Here is a 14,276-nt window from a genome sequence, read left to right as displayed (position 1 = left end):
AAAGGTCGCATGATCTGTGGATAACCACGAGCCGGTTGACACCGGTGTGACCGGTGGTCCGATGTACGGACCACCGGTCTTTCGTTGATCTTGCAGGTCAGAGACGGTGTGTACGGGCACGCGCAGGGCTTGCCCACAGGATGCACAGGAGGCTTCCGCCTCTCTGTGGATAACGTCTGATCAACGGTGCGCGTTACGGCCTAGGCGGAGATATTCGCGACCCCGGCCCACACCGTGACCGCCACGGCGAGCAGCATCGCCAGGCACGTCCCCCACTGGACCAGCGCCCGGCGCGAGCGCGGCGCGTACGCCATCGCGACGGCGATGATCACACCGGTGACGAGACCGCCGATGTGCGCCTCCCAGCTGATGCCTCCCCAGGTGAAGGTGAACAGCAGGTTCAGCCCCAGCAGGATCAGGACCGGGCGCATGTCCATCCGCAGCCGCTTCACGAAGACGGCCGTCGCGCCGAAGAGCCCGTAGATCGCGCCCGAGGCGCCCAGGGTCAGCGTGTCCGGGGCCAGCAGCACCACCAGCGCGCTGCCTCCCAGCCCCGCGATCAGGTAGAGCGCGGTGTAGCGGGCCCTGCCGAGCAGCGTCTCCAGCGGCCCGCCGATCCACCACAGCGAGAGCATGTTGAAGGCGATGTGCGCGAACTCCTCGTGGAGGAACATCGAGCTCACCAGCCGGTACCACTCGTCCGGACCGCCCGCCACACCGCACTGCACGCTGTCGGGGACGTAGCACGGGGTGAAGAGCCCCAGCGCGGTGACGAAAGGCCCGCCCTCGACCCTGGCGAGCAGGAAGACCAGCAGGTTCAGCCCGATCAGGATCTTGGTGACCAGCCGGGGGTCGCCGCCGACCGAGCCGCCCGCCACCGTGCGGGGCTCGGCGGCCTGGGCCGCACGTCTGCCCTCGCGCACGCACTCCGGGCAGTGGAAGCCGACCGACGCGTTGATCATGCACTCCGGGCAGATCGGCCGCTCGCAGCGGGAGCAGCGGATCCCGGTCTCCCGGTCCGGGTGCCGGTAGCAGCGGACGGCCTGGTCGGTCATGTCTCAGCCCTTCGCAGCGGAATCGCCCCGCCCGTCATACGCACGGGCGGGGCGTTCGGGTTCCCGGGACCCTAGCGACGCTCGATCACGACGCTCTGGATCACGACGTCCTCCAGCGGCCGCTCGGTACGCGGATTGGTCGGGGTGGTCGCGATGGAGTCCACGACCTTCTGGCTGGCGGGGTCCGTGACCTCGCCGAAGATGGTGTGCTTGCGGGTGAGCCACGCGGTCGGCGCGACCGTGATGAAGAACTGCGAGCCGTTGGTGCCCGGGCCGGCGTTCGCCATGGCCAGGAGGTAGGGCTTGGTGAAGGCCAGGTCCGGGTGGAACTCGTCGGGGAACTGGTAGCCGGGGCCGCCGGTGCCGTTGCCCAGCGGGTCGCCGCCCTGGACCATGAAGCCGGAGATCACCCGGTGGAAGACCGTGCCGTCGTAGAGGCGCTCGTGGGAGGTCGCACCGGTGTGGGGGTCCGTCCACTCACGGCTGCCTTCGGCGAGCTCGACGAAGTTCTTGACCGTCTTCGGCGCGTGGTTCGGCAGCAACCGGACGGTGATGTCCCCGTGGCTGGTCTTCAGGGTGGCGTAGAGCTGCTCGGCCACGGTCTTACCTTCCATAGTCCTCAATGACAGGGACAAATCCTTGCACGCCGCGGCTTCCCGCACGCAACTGTCGCGCCGCAGGTCATCCGGTGGCATCGTCGGTGACGGCTCCCCTTGACCCGGATGCCCGTACGCACATGCCGTACCCAGCGGCGCCGGGCATGATTTCAAACCGGGTGGAAAGGCGAAAACCGAACGCCACCGAGGAGGAGGTTCTCGTGACCCGCATCGACAGCGTGCGCGACGCAGCCGAGAGGACGAGGGACAGCGTGCGGCACGCCGCGGACGTGGTGGCGCCGTATGCCGACACAGCCAGGGTCAACGCCGTGCACTACGCGGACGAGGCCAGGATCTACCTGGCACCGCGGGTGTCGGCGGCCGGGCGGCAGGCCCGCGCGGCGGCCCGCACGCAGTACGACGCGCACCTGGCGGCGCGCGTCGACCAGGCCCTGGCGGCGGTGCCGCCGGGCGTCCAGCAGAAGATGGGCACCGCCGCCCGGCGCACCCGTGACACCGCCCGTCAGGCGGCGGAGTTCACGGGCCCGCGGGTGGGCCAGGCGATGACCACCGTGCGCAGCGTCGCGGCCCCGGCCGCGGAGGAGGCGGCCGCCCGCAGCGCCGCCGCCGTCGCCGTGCTGCGCAGCCACGTCACGGCGGACGACATCCGCAAGCTGGAGCGCCGGCGTGAGCGCCGGGCCCGCAACGGGCGGTTCGCCAAGGGCCTGCTGCTGGCGGGCCTGATCGCCGGGGCGGGCTTCGCCGCCTGGAAGTGGTGGAGCAAGCAGACCAACCCCGACTGGCTGGTGGAGCCCGCCCCGGCCACCGAAGTCGCCGACCGCGCTTCCCTCAACGGCGGCGTCGGGACCGACGGCTCGTTCGGCAAGGTCGACGGCTCGCCGGTCGACGCCCTCGACCCCGAGGTGCAGGCCAAGCAGGCGGAGGCGGACTCCGACGACCGTCGCGACCGCGGTGACACCTACCCGTGACCTGACGGCCCCGGACACCCGTGGCGGTGTGCCACGGCGGACAGGGGGGCGGCGGACCCCGTGACGGGGTCCGCCGCCCTCCTGCGGTACGCGGGTCGGTCACCGCCCGGACGGCGCGGGCAGCGGCAGGGGCTCCTCCTCGGCCTCCGGGTCGGGAATCTCCGCGGGCACCCCGCGCAGGGTGTACAGCGCCGCGACGGCGCCGGCGGCGAGCAGTACGGCGCCCACCACGGTGGTGACCTGGACGCTGTGGCAGAAGGCGTCCTCCGCCGCCGCCAGCAGCGCGGCCCCGTCCGCGCCCGGCACCCGTGCGGCCGCCTCCACCGCCCCGCCGACCGACTCCCGGGCGGCGTCCACGGCGCCCGCCGGCAGCCCCGCGGGCAGGGCGAGGGCATCGCGGTAGACAGCGCCGAGCAGCGAGCCGAGCACCGCGATGCCCAGCGAGCCGCCCATCTCCATGGCGGTCTCCGAGACGGCGGCGGCCGCCCCCGTCCGCTCCTTGGGGGCGCTGGCCAGGATCGTGTCGTTGGTGACGGAGACGATCAGGATGATGCCCGCGCCGTTGGCGACCAGCGGCGCCAGCAGCTCCCAGTACGGCGTCCCCGGCGAGGAGAGCGAGCCGAGCGCCGCGGTGCTCGCGGCCAGCAGCACGAGCCCGAGGGCCACCACCCGCGCCCGGCCGAGCCGCGGGATCAGCGCGGTGGCCAGCGGAGCGGCGAAGGCGGCGGCCAGCGGGCCGGGGAGCAGCGCCAGCCCCGCGGTGAAGGGCGACCAGCCGCGGACGACCTGGAAGTACAGGGAGAAGGCGAGCGACAGCGTGGACGAGGCGAAGATCATGACCAGGTTGGCGCCGACCGCGCCGCTGAAAGCGGGGTCGCGGAACAGCCGCAGGTCGATCAGGGGCTCCTCGGCACGCACCTGGCGGCGGGCGAACAGCACCAGCGCCACCGTCGCGGTCGCGGCGGCGATCCACACCGGCGCATGGTCCGCGCCGTCCCGAAAGCCCTCCTTGACGGCGTAGACGGCGCCCAGGACACCGACGACCGACAGCGGCACGCCGATCCAGTCCAGCCGGCCCGGCCGCGGGTTGCGGGACTCCGGCAGCACCAGCACGCCGGCCACCAGGACGACGGCCATGAGCGGAACGTTGATCAGGAAGACCGAGCCCCACCAGAAGTGGTCCAGCAGCAGACCGCCGACCACCGGGCCGAGCGCGAAGCTCGCGGCGGCGATGCCGCTGCTGATCCCGATCGCCGTGGTGCGTTCCCTGGGATCGGTGAAGGCGTGGCGCACGACGGAGAGCGTGGAGGGGACCATAGCCGCCCCGGCGACGCCGAGCAGCGCGCGGCCGGCGATCAGCGCCCCGGGGGTGGGGGCGTAGGCGGTGAGCAGCGACACCACGCCGAAGGCGGCGGCGCCCAGCAGCATCATGCGCTTGCGGCCGAGCCGGTCGCCGAGGTTGCCCATGACGACCAGCAGGCCGCCCATGGCGAAGCCGTAGACGTCGGAGATCCACAGGATCTCGGTGCCGGACGGGCCCATGTCCTTCAGCAGCGAGGGGATGGCGTAGTTGAGCACGCTGTTGTCGATGCCGAGGAGCATGGCGGCCAGGCAGCAGACGGCGAGTGCGGCCCACCGGTGGCGGGTGGGGGCCGCGGGGACCATGGCCGCGGCGTCGTGGGTGCTTGCGGATTTCGTCATGCCCGACACGGTGCGCGCGGGCGCTGACCGGCCGCGCACCGCGCGCTGACCGACGGCTACGGGTGCCCGGTCAGCACGGTCAGCGCCCGCAGCGCCCCGTCGGCGGGAAGCCCCGCACCGCGCGCCCGCGCCACGTCGTGGGCCGGAGCGCCGAGGGCGGTCCGTACGGCGTCCTCGGTGCCGGCGGCGTCGGGACCGGCCGGCACCTCCGGGCCGCGCAGCGCCCGTCCCACGCCCAGGAGTTCGGCGGCCCGCTCGAGGTCCCCCTCGGCGAGCGCGAGCCCCGCGAAGGCGTCGGCGAGGTTCGCCGCGAGCGGCAGGTCACGGGCCCCGTGCTCCACGTCGGCGGCCTCGTGGAAGTGCCCGCGGGCGGCGGCGGTGTCGCCCTGCTCCAGGGCGATCCTGCCCAGGGCGATGTGTGCCTCGGCGCGGGCGCTCTCGCCCGTGTACCAGCCGTCCAGGGACTCGGACAGGGCAAGCCCCGACAGCCGCCGTGCCTCGGCGAGGTCGCCGGTCAGCCGGGCGCACTCGCCGAGGCCCAGGTGCGCCCCGGCGAACATCTCCCGGGCGCCGCAGCCGCGGGCGAGCTCCAGGGCGCGCGTGAAGTCGGCCCGGGCCTGCGCGTACCGTCCGGCCCGCAGACCGCACCGGCCGCGCTCGCCGAGCAGTTCGGCGACGCTCTCGGTGGCACCCAGTTCGGCGGCATGGCCGAGCGCCTCGTCGATCAGCCCCACGGCCCGCGCCACGTCACCGCGGGCACCGGAGAGCCAGGCGAGCTGGGTGAGGGCCATCGTGGTCCCCCAGCGGTCGCCCAGGGCGCGGAACCCGGCGAGGGCCAGGCCGAACTCCGTGTCGGCCGCCGCTATGTCACCGCCGACCATCCACGCGTGGAACCCCGAGCCGACGTGGACCAGCGCCTGCTGCCAGGGCTCCACGAGGCTCGTCGAGCGCTCCGCGTACCGGGCGTAGGTCTCGTCATCCGGCACCCCGGCGAAGGGCGCCCAGAGCAGGTTGAGCACGGGGTGGCGACGGGCCATCCCGCCGAGCCCGGCGACGACGTCCGTCGCGGCCGCCAGGTGGACGGCGAGTTCGGCCTGGTCGGCGGTGACGGAGGCGGCGGTGATCACGCACAGCGCGTACTCCTCCGCCAGCCCCGGCGGCGCGCCGGGCCCGGTCTCCGCCAGCAGCTCACGGGCGGGCCGGGCGCCCTCGTACCGCATGCCGCGCAGCATCCAGTACGTGCACAGGGCGGCGAGCAGCCGCAGCGCCAGGGCGGTGTCGCCCGCGGCCACCGAACCGCGCAGCGCGGCGTGCAGGTTGTCGTGGTCGGCGGCGAGCCGGCGCAGCCACCGCAGCTGTTCGGCCCGGCGCAGCCACGGGTCGGCGGTCAGCGCCAGGTCGAGGAAGTACGCGGCGTGCGCGCCGCGCAGTGCCTCCGACTCACCCGTCTCCGTGAGGCGTTCGGCGGCGTACGCCCGGATCGTCTGGAGCAGTCGGTAGCGGACCCCGCCGGCACCTTCGCCGGCACCTTCGCCGTCACCGTCCCGGTCTCCGTCGGGGCGGTCCACCACCACCAGCGACTTGTCGGCGAGGGAGGCGAGCAGGTCGAGCATGTCCTCGGCGGCGATGGTGTCACCGCCCGCCGGACCGGCCGCGGTTCCCGCGCAGATCGCCTCGGCGGCCTCCAGGGTCCAGCCCCCGGCGAAGACGGAGGCGCGGCGCAGCACGGTGCGTTCGTCCTCGGGCAGCAGCTCCCAGCTCCAGTCCACGACGCCGCGCAGGGTCCGCTGGCGCGGCTGGGCGGTGCGGCTTCCCCGGGAGAGCAACCGGAAGCGGTCGTCCGGCCCGGCGAGCACGTCCCCCAGCCGGGCGGCGATGTCGGCGGCCGACAGCGACCGCAGCCGGGCGGCGGCCAGCTCGATGGCGAGCGGAACGCCGTCCAGCGCCCGGCAGATCCGGGCGGCGGCCTCGGCGTCGGGCATCCGGCCGGACGGGCTCACGGCGGCGGCCCGTGCCAGGAACAACCGGACGGCGGGGGAGCCGAGCACGTCCTCCTCCGGCGCGCCCGGCGCCGGCAGGGGCAGCGGTTCCAGCGGACAGAGCGTCTCGCCGTTGACACCGAGCGCCTCCCGGGTGGTCGCCAGGACCCGCACCCGCGGACAGGCGGCCAGCAGCTCCGCGGTGATGCGGGCGACGTCGGCGACCAGGTGCTCGCAGTTGTCCAGCACCAGCAGCAGGTCCCGGTCGGTCAGCGCGGCCGTGAGTCGGGCGAGCGGCGAGCCCTCCGGGGCTCCGCCCTCGCGGCCGGCAGCCCCGGGGAGCAGCCCGGTCTCCCGCAGCCCGAGGGCCCCGGCGATGGCCTGCGGCACCTCGGAGCCGTGGGTCAGCCCCGAGAGGTCCACGAAGCAGACCTCTCCCGTATGCCGCCCGGCCGCCTCCACCGCGATACGGGTCTTACCCGCACCGCCCGGGCCGATCAGGGTGACCAGCCGGGCGTCGGCGAGCCGGGCACCGATCCGCGACAGCTCCTCCTCACGGCCGATGAAGCTGGTCAGCTGGGCGGGCAGGCCGTGCCGAAGCAGGGGCGCGGGCGGGTCCCCCGCGGACGATGTTTCACGTGAAACACCCCAAGACCGGGTATCCGACGCAGCCCCGGCGTCTCCTGAAACGGCAGACGGGGCGGTACGCAGGGACCCCGCTTCACCGCGCAGCACCGCCAGATGCGCTTCCGCCAGCTCCGGTCCGGGGTCCGCGCCCAGGGACTCGGCGAGCTCGCACCGCGCGTCCTCGTACACCCGCAGTGCCTCGGACTGACGGCCGCAGCTGTACAGCGCCCGCATCAACTGGGCGCGCAGCCGTTCCCGCAGCGGGTAGCGGGCGACCAGCTCCTGCAGCTCGGCGACGAGTTCCCGGTGGTGCCGGGCGTCCAGCGCCAGTTCGGCCGCGATGCGGTCCTCCACCGCGGCGATCCGCAGTTCCTCCAGCCGTGTCACCTGCGCCCGGGCGAAGGGGGCGTCGCCCACGTCCGCCAGGGCGGAACCGCGCCACAGGTCCAGCGCGCCGCGCAGCAGGCCCGCCGCCTCCCGGGGTTCACCGGCGGCCAGCGCCTCCCGGCCCTCGGCCGCCAGGCGTTCGAAGCGGTGCACGTCCACCTCGTCCCGGGCGACCATCAGCCGGTAGCCCCCGGGAGGACGCTCGATCGGCACACCGACCGCCGCGCGCAGCCGCGAGACCTGGGACTGGAGCGCATTGCCGACCCCTGTCGGCGGCTCGTCCCCGTACAGCCCGTCGATCAGCCGCTCGGTGCTGACGATCCGGCCGGCCTCCAGCAGCAGCATCGCCAGCAGCGCGCGCCGGCCCGGGCCTCCGACGGCGGCGGTGCCCCCGTCGTCCCGCAGCGCTCTCGTCTCCCCCAGAATGCCGAAACGCACGCCGCCGATTCTGCCGCACGGGTCCGCGGCCGGCACCGGCCCCCGGGTACACGACAGGCCGGGACCTCGATGAGGTTCCCGGCCCGGTCGGACGGTGTGGAGCCTAGGGGAGTCGAACCCCTGACATCCGCCATGCAAAGACGGCGCTCTACCAACTGAGCTAAGGCCCCGTGCCGCAGACCAGCGTACCGGCTGCGGAGAGGATCACCGACCGAGTATCGGGGGTCCGTAGGATGACGGGCAAGTTCGCGGCCGCAAAGGTCCCCCGTCAGGAGCCCGCAATGGACACCTCGCAGCCGGACGCCACCACCCGCGTCCAGGACATGCAGCGCACCTGGTACGGCGAGCCGCTCGGCGTGCTGTTCCGCCGCCTCATGGAGACCCTGGGGCTGAACCAGGCGCGGCTGGCGGGGGTCCTCGGGCTGTCGGCGCCGATGCTGTCCCAGCTGATGAGCGGACAGCGCGCGAAGATCGGCAACCCCGCGGTCGTGCAGCGGCTCCAGGCGCTGCAGGAGCTCGCCGCGGAGGTGTCCGGCGGAGCGGTGAGCGCGGCGGACGCCGTACCGCGGATGGAGGAGATCCGCGGATCCGAGGGCTCGCCCCTGCTCGGCACCACCCAGGGCGTCGCCGGAGCGCCGCTGCCGCCCGCACGCAGGGTCGTGCACGAGGTCCGCGCGCTGCTGCACGCGGTGGCCTCGCCCGCCGAGATCGCCGAGGCGGCCGGCTCCCTCGCCCACCGCCATCCCCAACTGGCAGAGTTCCTCAGGGTGTACGGTGCCGGACCGGCCGACGCGGCGGTGCGGGACTACGAGGCGCGGAAGCAGGGGGCAGACGCACGCCATGGGTGAGGTGTTCGCGGGCCGGTACGAACTGGTCGATCCGGTCGGACGCGGCGGGGTGGGCGCGGTGTGGCGCGCCTGGGACCGGCGGCGCGGCCGCTACGTGGCGGCCAAGGTACTGCTGCAGAGCGACGCCCACGCCCTGCTGCGCTTCGTACGGGAGCAGGCGCTGCGCATCGACCACCCGCACGTCCTCGCCCCCACGAGCTGGGCGGCCGACGACGACAAGGTGCTGTTCACCATGGACCTGGTGCGCGGCGGCTCGCTCTCGCACCTCATCGGCGACTACGGCCCGCTCCCGGCGCGCTACGTCGGCGCTCTGCTGGACCAGTTGCTGTCCGGCCTGACGGCCGTGCACGCCGAGGGCGTGGTGCACCGGGACATCAAGCCCGCGAACCTCCTGATGGAGGCAACCGGCACCGGACGCCCGCACCTGCGGCTGTCGGACTTCGGCATCGCCATGCGCAAGGGGGAGCCCCGGCTCACCGCCGCGAACTACGTGGTGGGCACTCCGGGTTACTTCGCCCCGGAGCAGCTGCTCGGCGCCGAGCCGGACTTCCCCGCCGACCTGTACGCGACCGGGCTGGTCGCCCTCTACCTGCTCAGCGGCAGCAAGCCCGACGCGGAGGCGATCGTCACCCAGTACGTCCAGGGCATGCCCCGGGCCCCGCAGGGAGTCCCCGGCCCGCTGTGGGAGGTGATCGGCACCCTGCTGCAGCCGGACCCGGAGGCCCGCTTCCGCACCGCCGCGGGTGCCCGCAAGGCCCTGGCGGCGGCGGTGGAACTGCTGCCGGACGAGGAGCCGGACGAGGAGGCCGTCGAGGTCTTCGACCAGATCGGGCCGCTGCCGGCGGGCTTCTCCCCCGACGGCCCGCTCGACCCCGCGCCGTCCGTGGAGGAGACCGGGAGTTTCCGCCTGAGCCCGCCGGCACCCGCCCCTCGGCCGCCCGCGACGGCCCCGACGCCGCCCACCCCGCCGACGCAGGCACCGGTCACCCCGTCGCCGACACGTCCGTACACGGGCACCGTGACGGGTGCCGCCGCCCCGGTGGCCGCGCCTGCCGCACCCCTGGCTCCGCCGCTGCCGCCGCCGGCCGTCGCCCCGGCCGTGCCCGCCGCCCACGCCGCAGCGCCTGCACCCGAGCACCGCCCCGGCCCTCCCGCCAAGGTCGTCGTGCCGATGCTGCTCGTCGCGGCCCTCTGCCTGGCCTTCGGCTTCTGGGCGCTGTCAGCGACCTCCTGAGACCGCGGCGGGCCCGCGCCGCGCGGCCACCGTCCAGACCGCCAGCGACAGCAGCAGCACGGTTCCCGCCCCCAGCGCCGCGAAGCCGAGGGTGCGCAGCACCGGGTTCCCGGAGCCGGGCTCCCCGGGCAGGCCAAGGTCCTCGCCGGGGTCGCCGTCGTACGACGGACCGGCCTGTGCGGTGCCCTCGACGCCGACCCGCAGGGTGACCGGGACGGCGCCGTCGACAAAGCCCGCGACCTCCGGGTGCACCGACACCGCCAGGTAGTAGAAGCCGTCGAAACGGGCCGCCGACACGGCGTTGCCGCTCTCGTAGCGGTTGGCGTAGGCGACCCTCCCGGTCGTGGCGGTGACGGAGGCCTGTTCGCCCGAGTAGGAGGCCGTGTCGGTGCCGATGAAGGCCCAGCGCGGGTTGTAGACCTCGACGCGCAGGCCCGAGCCGCTGTAGCCGCCGGGCTTCGTCACGTCCGCGTTCGCGAAGTCGGCCGCGACCCATGCCTGTTGACCCCAGCCGACGGGCACCCGGTAGAACCGCGTCCGACCGGGCAGCACCTCGTCCTTCCAGACTCCGGTGCCGAGGGTCCCGGCGTGGACGAGGTCCGCGCCGCCGGTGGCGTCGCGGGCGGTGCCCCTCGCGGGCACCGGAGTCTGCGTGCCGGGGCTGAGGGCGGGGCCCGGCGTGGCACCGCGGGTGAGCCCGGGCTCGTTGGTGAGGCGGATCTGCAGCGGCCAGGGCGCGGCATCCGAGGTGCCCTGCGACGTGCGGGTGACCTCCAGGACGTAGGCGTGCGCCTCCTGGCACGGCCCGTCCCCGCCGATGGTGCGCTCGACCCAGGTGCCGATCGGCCGGGCCGCCCCGTCGTCGGAGAACGTCCGCCGGCCGCTGTCGCAGCGGGTGCCGTCGGTGCTGGTCAGCGTCAGCTCGATGCCGTCCCCGTACGCCACCTCGGTGCCAGGGCGGGGGAGCGCGAAGACGGCGAGGTAGGACGAGTGCGCGGCGTCCAGGTCCAGGGCGTAGTTCTTGCCGCCCTCGTCCGCCGTCAGGGTGTCCCGGTAGAGGACACCGGGCGTGAGCTGCGGGGCGTCCGCGGTGCTCGCCCGGCCCCGTACCTGCTCGCCCTGCGGCTGCCAGGAGGGGACGGCCGGGTCGGCGACCGCCGCTCCCGCCGCGCCCGCCAGCAGCGCGAGCGCCGCCGCCACCGATGTGAGTGCCCTGCCGATCATGCCCCGTCCCTCCGCCTGCGGCCCAGCAGGACCACCGTCCCGACCCCGGCGAGCGCCACCGCGCCTCCCGCGGCCGCCGCGACCGCGTCGCCCGCCGTCATGAAGCCTCCTCCGTCCGCGGGGGCGCCCGCCGCGGACGGGTACGTGGCTCCGGCGGCCGCCCGTTCGCCCTCGCCGCGGCGGGCGGCAGAAGCCTCGGCGCGCGCGGGCGCCGCGTACTCCGGCCCGGCCAGCTCCGTCCCCGTCACGTCCACGCGCAGCACGACCCGCACCGCCGCGTTCCGCGCCAGCTCCGCGGCGCCCGGCCCCAGCGACACGGCGACGTAGTGCTCGCCCGCCGTGCGGGCGCCCCGGGCGCCGCCTGCGGCGACCCAGCGGTTGGTCCACGTCACCGGCACCGTGCCGAGCCCCACGGACAGCGGCCGGCCGTAGTAGCCGCGGCGTTGCGAAGCCCCCGAGGCATCGCCGAGCGGCTGCCGCCCCGGTCCGTACGCGGCCGTCGCGACGAAGGACGAGGCCGTGGAACCGCCCCGCAGAAGCGGTTCGTTGGCGAAGTCGGCGGAGTACGTCAGGCGTTGTCCCCAGCCGACCCGCACCTTGTAGAAGCGCGTCTGGCCGGGCAGCAACGTGTCCCGCCAGATGCCCTTGCCGAGCCTGCGCGCGTCGTTGAACCCCGTACCGCCCTCGACGTCCCGTGGTGCGCCCGTCAGGGCCACCGGAGGGTCCCCGTAGCGGGTGGCGGCCGGTGCCGGGGTGGCGCCGGCCTCGAACGGCCGCTCGGCGCCGTAGAACAGCTCCAGGGGCCAGCGGGCCCGGTCGGATCCGGCGGCGCTGGTGCGGTGCACGGAGAGCACGTAGCGCCCTGCCTTGTCGCAGGGGCCGTCCCGGTCGTCGCCGGGGATGCGGCTGACGGCGCCGGCGATCACCATCGCGCCCTCGTCCTGCCCGAAGTGCGCGGAGTCCGAGCCGCAGGTGAGGGGGTACGCGCCGGTGCCGGACGCCAGCCGCAGCTCGACGCCGTCCCCGTACGCGGCCCGCACCCCCGGCCGCGGCACCGCGGTCACCGCCAGGTCGGCCGTGGAGGCCGCGTCCAGGTCCACCCCGTACCAGCGGGTCTCACCGGGTCCGATGTCGTCGACGTACTGGCCGGGGGACAGCCCCGGGGCACCGGCGGCGCGCGTCCCGCCGGTCACCCGCCGGCCCTGGAGGCGGTAGGCATCCGCGCCGAGCCGGGAGGCCCGCGTCAACTGCCGCGCGAGGGAGGCCGCGTCGGGGGCGTCGTGGTAGCTGCCGTGCCCCGCCCCGGCGATGCACTCCAGCTGCTCGCGGGCGCCACCCCGCACCTGGAAGCCGATGGTGTCGATCCGCAGGTCAACGCCCTGCCCGGCCAGCCGTGCCGCCACCTCGCAGGGCTCGGGTGCCCCGCAGGTGTCCTCGCCGTCGGAGACCAGCACGATCGTCCGCCGGCCGCCCTCGGGCAGGTCGGCGGCCGCTTTCTCAAGTGACAGCCCGATGGGGGTGTCCCCCTTGGGCCGCACACCGGCCACGGCCCGCTTCAGGGCGTCCCGGTCCAGTGGCCGCACGGGCTCCAGCAGCCGGGTGTCGTCGCAGCCGTGCTCCTTGCCCGCGCCGTAGACCCGCAGTCCCGTCGGGTAGCCGTCCGGCAGCGCGTCCACGACGGCGCCGACGGCCTCCCTGGCCGCCGTCATGCGCTCGCCCGCCATGGAGCCGGAGGAGTCCAGCACCATCACCAGCCCGTCGCGGTCCTCGGCGGTGGCGGCCCGTGCCGTCCCGGCCGGGCCCAGCAGGGCGCCCAGCACCGCGAGCCCGCACACGGCCGCCCGCAGGGGCCGCACCGGCCCGCGTGGCAGCGCCTTCCCTCGTCGCATGTGCTGTTCCCCCTCGCACATCGTCGGCCTCAGCGAAGCTATTGATTTGCGACAGCAAATACAAGCGGATCGCGTCACGGTCGGGCAACAACGGCGCGGGCATGACGGAGCCCCGACCACATCGTGATCGGGGCTCCGGGAATCCTTCGTCCGGGGTGTGCCGTCTCAGACGCTCGCGCCGGAACCCGCCGGAACGGAATCCGTGGCCTCCGTCCACAGGTCCTGCTCGGCGCGGTCCGCCTGAATCTGGCGGTACACGAGGAGACCGCCGATGGCGGCCAGTGCGACCAGGAGAAACTTCTTCACCGCGCGACCTCGTCCTTCTTGCGTTGGGGGTCCTCCGACGGGCCCGACTATACACACCGGTCGATATCGAACGGTGACCTGCCACCGGAACCAACTCCGCCGACGCGGACAAGGAAACGGCCCGTACGGATGATCCGTACGGGCCGTTCACGCGGTGGGGCTAACAGGACTTGAACCTGTGGCCTCTTCCTTATCAGGGAAGCGCTCTAACCGTCTGAGCTATAGCCCCGCGCTGCGTTGCGTTGAAAGATTAGCGCACACGGGGCCGTGGCCCAAAATCGGTTACTCGTCCTCCGCGAGCGTCAGCTCGATTCCGCCCACCATGCCGGCCGACATGTTGTAGATGAAGGCGCCGAGCGTGGCCAGCGCCGTGGCCAGCACGACGTCGATCACCGCGATGACCGCGGTGAAGGTCAGCACCCGCGACAACGACAGGAACGACACCAGGTCGAAGCCACCGTCCGATCCGGACGAGGTGGCCTCGCTGAGGGTGCCGCCGACGGTGGTGAAGACGCCGATGGCGTCCATCACCATCCACAGCACCGCAACCGCGATGACCGTGCAGATGCCCAGCGCGATGGAGAGCAGGAAGCTGACCTTCATCACCGACCACGGGTCGGCCTTCGCCACCCGCAACCGCGCCTTGCGGGTACGCGGGACGGTGCGGGCCGCCGGACGCGGCTGGCGGACGCCGGCCGTAGCGGGGGGCCCGGCCGGGGGCGCGTACGCCTGCGGGGGCTGGTGCGGGCCCTGCGGCTGCTGCGCGGGCTGCTGCGGCTGCTCCGCGACCGGGGCGCCGGGCGCGCCCCCGTAGGTCTGCTGGTGCACGGCGTGCTGGTGCTGCTGCGCTGGACGGGTGTCAGTCACGGTGATTCCCCCCTGGTGCGGGCCGTTGTCCGTACGTGGGCCAGGGGCACCGCCGATCGCGTCCGGCAGGGCGGCCGGCATCGGCTGCCCTCCGTCCGCGCCCGTCCCACCCGCGGCGCCCTTGGCTCCACTCACG

The 14,276-nt window shown here is 74.4% G+C and carries 11 protein-coding genes and 2 tRNA genes; 3 read left to right on the top strand and 10 right to left on the bottom strand.

Features of this window, described 5'->3' with window-relative positions:
• Positions 1-200: 200 nt before the first annotated feature.
• Both ACFW3D_RS07655 and ACFW3D_RS07650 read right to left on the bottom strand, forming a co-directional pair.
• Complete coding sequence (locus ACFW3D_RS07655) at positions 201-1,055, bottom strand: rhomboid family intramembrane serine protease (RefSeq protein ID WP_500502519.1); 855 nt, start codon at positions 1,053-1,055, stop codon at positions 201-203.
• Positions 1,056-1,126: 71 nt separating this feature from the next.
• A complete protein-coding gene (locus ACFW3D_RS07650) occupies positions 1,127-1,654 on the bottom strand; it encodes a peptidylprolyl isomerase (RefSeq protein WP_500502551.1) in 528 nt (175 codons plus the stop codon).
• Between the two features lie 218 nt (positions 1,655-1,872).
• On the opposite strand from ACFW3D_RS07650, the gene ACFW3D_RS07645 reads away from it, so the two are divergent.
• Entirely contained in the window at positions 1,873-2,640 is a 768-nt protein-coding gene (locus ACFW3D_RS07645) for a DUF5324 family protein (protein WP_500502517.1), read from the top strand.
• A gap of 99 nt (positions 2,641-2,739) precedes the next feature.
• Here ACFW3D_RS07645 and ACFW3D_RS07640 read toward each other — a convergent pair whose 3' ends face one another.
• From ACFW3D_RS07640 to ACFW3D_RS07630, 3 genes are all read right to left on the bottom strand, one after another.
• Positions 2,740-4,341 (bottom strand): MFS transporter, encoded by a 1,602-nt coding sequence (locus ACFW3D_RS07640; protein WP_500502515.1) that lies wholly within the window; start codon positions 4,339-4,341, stop codon positions 2,740-2,742.
• A 56-nt stretch (positions 4,342-4,397) separates the two neighbouring features.
• Positions 4,398-7,772: an AfsR/SARP family transcriptional regulator gene (locus tag ACFW3D_RS07635; protein WP_500502513.1), complete on the bottom strand. Its 3,375-nt coding sequence runs from the start codon at positions 7,770-7,772 to the stop codon at positions 4,398-4,400.
• Between the two features lie 97 nt (positions 7,773-7,869).
• Positions 7,870-7,942 (bottom strand) — tRNA-Ala (locus ACFW3D_RS07630).
• Positions 7,943-8,053: 111 nt separating this feature from the next.
• On the opposite strand from ACFW3D_RS07630, the gene ACFW3D_RS07625 reads away from it, so the two are divergent.
• Positions 8,054-8,620 (top strand): helix-turn-helix domain-containing protein, encoded by a 567-nt coding sequence (locus tag ACFW3D_RS07625; RefSeq protein ID WP_500502511.1) that lies wholly within the window; start codon positions 8,054-8,056, stop codon positions 8,618-8,620.
• A complete protein-coding gene (locus tag ACFW3D_RS07620) occupies positions 8,613-9,854 on the top strand; it encodes a serine/threonine-protein kinase (protein WP_500502509.1) in 1,242 nt (413 codons plus the stop codon). The genes ACFW3D_RS07625 and ACFW3D_RS07620 overlap by 8 nt, the downstream gene beginning before the upstream one ends.
• On the opposite strand, the gene ACFW3D_RS07615 is transcribed toward ACFW3D_RS07620, so the two are convergent.
• The 5 genes from ACFW3D_RS07615 to ACFW3D_RS07595 form a co-directional block, all read right to left on the bottom strand.
• Positions 9,840-11,078: a hypothetical protein gene (locus ACFW3D_RS07615; protein ID WP_500502507.1), complete on the bottom strand. Its 1,239-nt coding sequence runs from the start codon at positions 11,076-11,078 to the stop codon at positions 9,840-9,842. The two genes, ACFW3D_RS07620 and ACFW3D_RS07615, sit on opposite strands and share 15 nt — an antisense overlap.
• Complete coding sequence (locus ACFW3D_RS07610) at positions 11,075-12,967, bottom strand: vWA domain-containing protein (RefSeq protein ID WP_500502505.1); 1,893 nt, start codon at positions 12,965-12,967, stop codon at positions 11,075-11,077. Before ACFW3D_RS07610 ends, ACFW3D_RS07615 begins: the two co-directional genes overlap by 4 nt.
• Positions 12,968-13,132: 165 nt before the next feature.
• Entirely contained in the window at positions 13,133-13,273 is a 141-nt protein-coding gene (locus ACFW3D_RS07605) for a DLW-39 family protein (protein WP_018559211.1), read from the bottom strand.
• Positions 13,274-13,428: 155 nt separating this feature from the next.
• A tRNA-Ile gene (locus ACFW3D_RS07600) sits at positions 13,429-13,502 on the bottom strand.
• Between the two features lie 53 nt (positions 13,503-13,555).
• The gene (locus ACFW3D_RS07595; RefSeq protein WP_500502503.1) at positions 13,556-14,275 is read right to left on the bottom strand and encodes a DUF3566 domain-containing protein; all 720 of its coding nucleotides are present in this window, start codon (positions 14,273-14,275) and stop codon (positions 13,556-13,558) included.
• Between the last annotated feature and the right edge of the window lies 1 nt (position 14,276).

Origin of the sequence: Streptomyces sp. NPDC058864 (genome assembly GCF_042742985.1) — a bacterium.
In the GTDB taxonomy this organism is placed as follows: Bacteria; Actinomycetota; Actinomycetes; order Streptomycetales; family Streptomycetaceae; genus Actinacidiphila.
The sequence above is the reverse complement of the archived record's forward strand: the minus strand, read 5'-3'. Positions and strand labels throughout refer to the sequence as shown.

Coding starts and splice junctions, on each gene's coding strand:
- ACFW3D_RS07610 (WP_500502505.1), bottom strand. CDS start 12,967: ATGCGACGAGGGAAGGCGCTGCCACGCGGGCCGGTGCGGCCCCTGCGG.
- ACFW3D_RS07640 (WP_500502515.1), bottom strand. CDS start 4,341: ATGACGAAATCCGCAAGCACCCACGACGCCGCGGCCATGGTCCCCGCG.
- ACFW3D_RS07615 (WP_500502507.1), bottom strand. CDS start 11,078: ATGATCGGCAGGGCACTCACATCGGTGGCGGCGGCGCTCGCGCTGCTG.
- ACFW3D_RS07625 (WP_500502511.1), top strand. CDS start 8,054: ATGGACACCTCGCAGCCGGACGCCACCACCCGCGTCCAGGACATGCAG.
- ACFW3D_RS07655 (WP_500502519.1), bottom strand. CDS start 1,055: ATGACCGACCAGGCCGTCCGCTGCTACCGGCACCCGGACCGGGAGACC.
- ACFW3D_RS07620 (WP_500502509.1), top strand. CDS start 8,613: ATGGGTGAGGTGTTCGCGGGCCGGTACGAACTGGTCGATCCGGTCGGA.